This is a genomic window from uncultured Candidatus Kuenenia sp., from assembly GCF_900696675.1.
Classification (GTDB): Bacteria; Planctomycetota; Brocadiia; order Brocadiales; family Brocadiaceae; genus Kuenenia; species Kuenenia stuttgartiensis_A.
In genome coordinates this window covers 1-2336 of sequence record NZ_CAADGZ010000233.1, presented here as the reverse complement: position 1 = coordinate 2336, position 2336 = coordinate 1, and the positions used below count along the sequence as shown (strand labels likewise).

The 2336-nt window shown below is 39.3% G+C and carries 5 protein-coding genes; all 5 read right to left on the bottom strand.

The features are described from left to right. Positions 1-322: 322 nt before the first annotated feature. Complete coding sequence (locus tag QZT26_RS17235) at positions 323-679, bottom strand: DUF883 C-terminal domain-containing protein (RefSeq protein ID WP_295103924.1); 357 nt, start codon at positions 677-679, stop codon at positions 323-325. A gap of 17 nt (positions 680-696) precedes the next feature. Then, positions 697-1107 carry a hypothetical protein gene (locus QZT26_RS17230; protein WP_230405744.1) on the bottom strand — a complete coding sequence of 137 codons (411 nt, stop codon included), beginning with the start codon at positions 1105-1107 and terminating at the stop codon, positions 697-699. 24 nt (positions 1108-1131) lie between these two features. Further along, complete coding sequence (locus QZT26_RS17225; RefSeq protein WP_157820415.1) at positions 1132-1575, bottom strand: hypothetical protein; 444 nt, start codon at positions 1573-1575, stop codon at positions 1132-1134. Positions 1576-1794: 219 nt separating this feature from the next. After that, positions 1795-1992, bottom strand: a complete 198-nt coding sequence (locus QZT26_RS17220; protein ID WP_099324512.1) for a hypothetical protein — start codon at positions 1990-1992, stop codon at positions 1795-1797. Positions 1993-2117: 125 nt separating this feature from the next. Continuing rightward, positions 2118-2336, bottom strand: a 219-nt coding sequence (locus QZT26_RS17215; protein WP_295103920.1) for a hypothetical protein, incomplete at its 5' end; no start/stop codon positions are given.

The following is a 2336-nucleotide window of genomic DNA, read 5'->3' as shown; positions in this document are numbered from 1 at the left end:
CTTAACCCTGTGATTTTATTCCCTATCTATCAGCAAACAGGCGAGAAACCGGAGTTTCTCGAACAAATGCATTCCCAAACTGGAGTTTGGGAACGAGCCGTGTATCGTTTACGCTGAATAGTTACGATTTTTTACCTATTCCTGAATCTTTTTCAGTTTTGAATATTCCAACACATAGGAAATTCAATGTTGCGAATTTAGAGTAAAGAGGCTCTTTGCTTTACTTTAAAAAGCCGCCGAAGGACTAATTTAAGCAGGCATTAATTCCCGGCTTAAATTCTCGCTTGCAAAATGCATTATCAAAGAACGAAAAACCTGCTAATCACTTTGAACGTTTGCCTGCTTCTATGATATAGCATAAGATGAAACCACTAACGGCAGCAATGCCTACCGCCAACCATGGATTAGCATGAACTTTTCGATCAATTTCCATCCCTATTTCTTTCGTTTTCTCCTCTCCTCTCTTAACAGCCTCTTCCAAGGTATGACATGTTTTTTCTATCGCTTCCCTGCCCGTGTGTGTTGCTCCACTCATAATCTCTTTGAGATTTGAATATTTTTCACTAATCAACCGATTAATCTCACCGCTCTTTCCTTTTAATTCTCTATCCAGCAATCCAAGCGCTTCGTCAATTTTTAATATGTCTCCCGCATTTTCTGTAGTTTGGTTATCCGCCATGCCCTCTCCTTTCTCATTTATTTTTTATCTTCAGAAACCGTACCCAAAACTTTTTGTATCAATGTATTTGCTTTCGAAAATTTCATCCAGAATCTCTGTGAAGTAAAGTAAAGAAGAACCCCTAGCGGAACCAGAAAATAGACAATACCGAGGGAAAAGATAACGAACATCTTTACTTCTTTACTCAAAGGAAAATAATAAAGAAACGCTACATGTAAAAATATAAAACCACTGATCATTACCACTAAACTCAAAATTAAGAGTACTATACCGATGCATATTCGCCGTATAAATCGAATGGCCTTGATATAGCAAATCACTGCCTTGATTTTAATTTTTGCAAAACTTGTGAATGTTTGCTCTTCTTGTTTCACAAGATCCGTTAAAATACACAAAATAAGATGGTAAATCATCTTCCTGGTCTTCATAATTTTCTCTTACCTGTATGAAGATTATTTGAAATGAGAAACAGCATCATTATAAGAACTCTTCAAACTTTCCAGGGCTGCATCCATTCCGGATTTAACATCCTCCCAGGCGTCAGCGCTTTTCAATTTGAGTTCATTTAATTTATCTTGTGCTTCTCCTTGCTTCTTTTGTAATCCTTCAATTATCTCATTGTACTTTGCCTTGGTATCTGCCCCTGCTTGCCCGGCCTTTGCCTGAAGGTCTTTTATCTTATCACTGAGGTAGTTCAATGTTGATTCAGCATCCTTCTGGTATTTTTCTTTTTGCTGTGTCAGGTAAGTTTTTTTTGTTTCAAGGGCTTCACCTGTTTCACGTTTGACCTCTTCTGTCGATACTTTGGTTTCCCCTTTTTCAGGCGTCTTCTTGTTACAAGACGTCATAAAAAACATAGAGACAAATAGTGCTACCATTAATCCAATTCTTTTCATATTTTTATATCCTTTCTGATACAATAAACCATTAAAAACCATCCAGGCACTTCACTTCACACCCGATTAACACACAAAACAACTCTTTCTCATATCCACAAAAAGCCTTTCCTTATATATCCGTTTTCAACCTTATCCTGCAATCAGTTGATAACTGATTGCAGGATTTAGCTGACCTATTGATACAGCAAAAGATGATGTATGTCTTTGTCCGGGATATTAATAACCCTTCTTTGCGTGACATACACATTTGCAATCATTTTCAGGTTTTGTTGGCAAGTGTCCGCATTTTTCGCATTCACGTCCCTCTTCATGACTTGTAGCCATAACAGAGCCAACCAACACTGTATTTACCGCACCAACACCAAACATCAGTGCACCAATAAATACCAGACCTACTCCATATTTCTTTAACATTTCCCTCTTCGCCTATTGTTAGGAAGATTATCCCGAACTCACAGGAACATTCTCTGTAAAGTTGCGGGGCTTACAACAAATTCACAATCTTGTACATAAACGAAGCCTTACGTGCGGCCATTACTTTACTTGAAATAGGAAACTACGTGGGCGATACCCGCCTGAAGGTCATCCACAACCTTATCCGTGGTCGCCTTGACCTTCTCCCACGCATCGTCACCTGCTTCCTCCACCGCCTTCAGCTTTTCAGAGGCAATACGCTGTTTGTCGCGTAGTTTATCGAGTTCCTGAGCGTACCTGAGCTTCACGTCTGCCGCTGCATTCTCCGCTTTCGCAGCCACCTT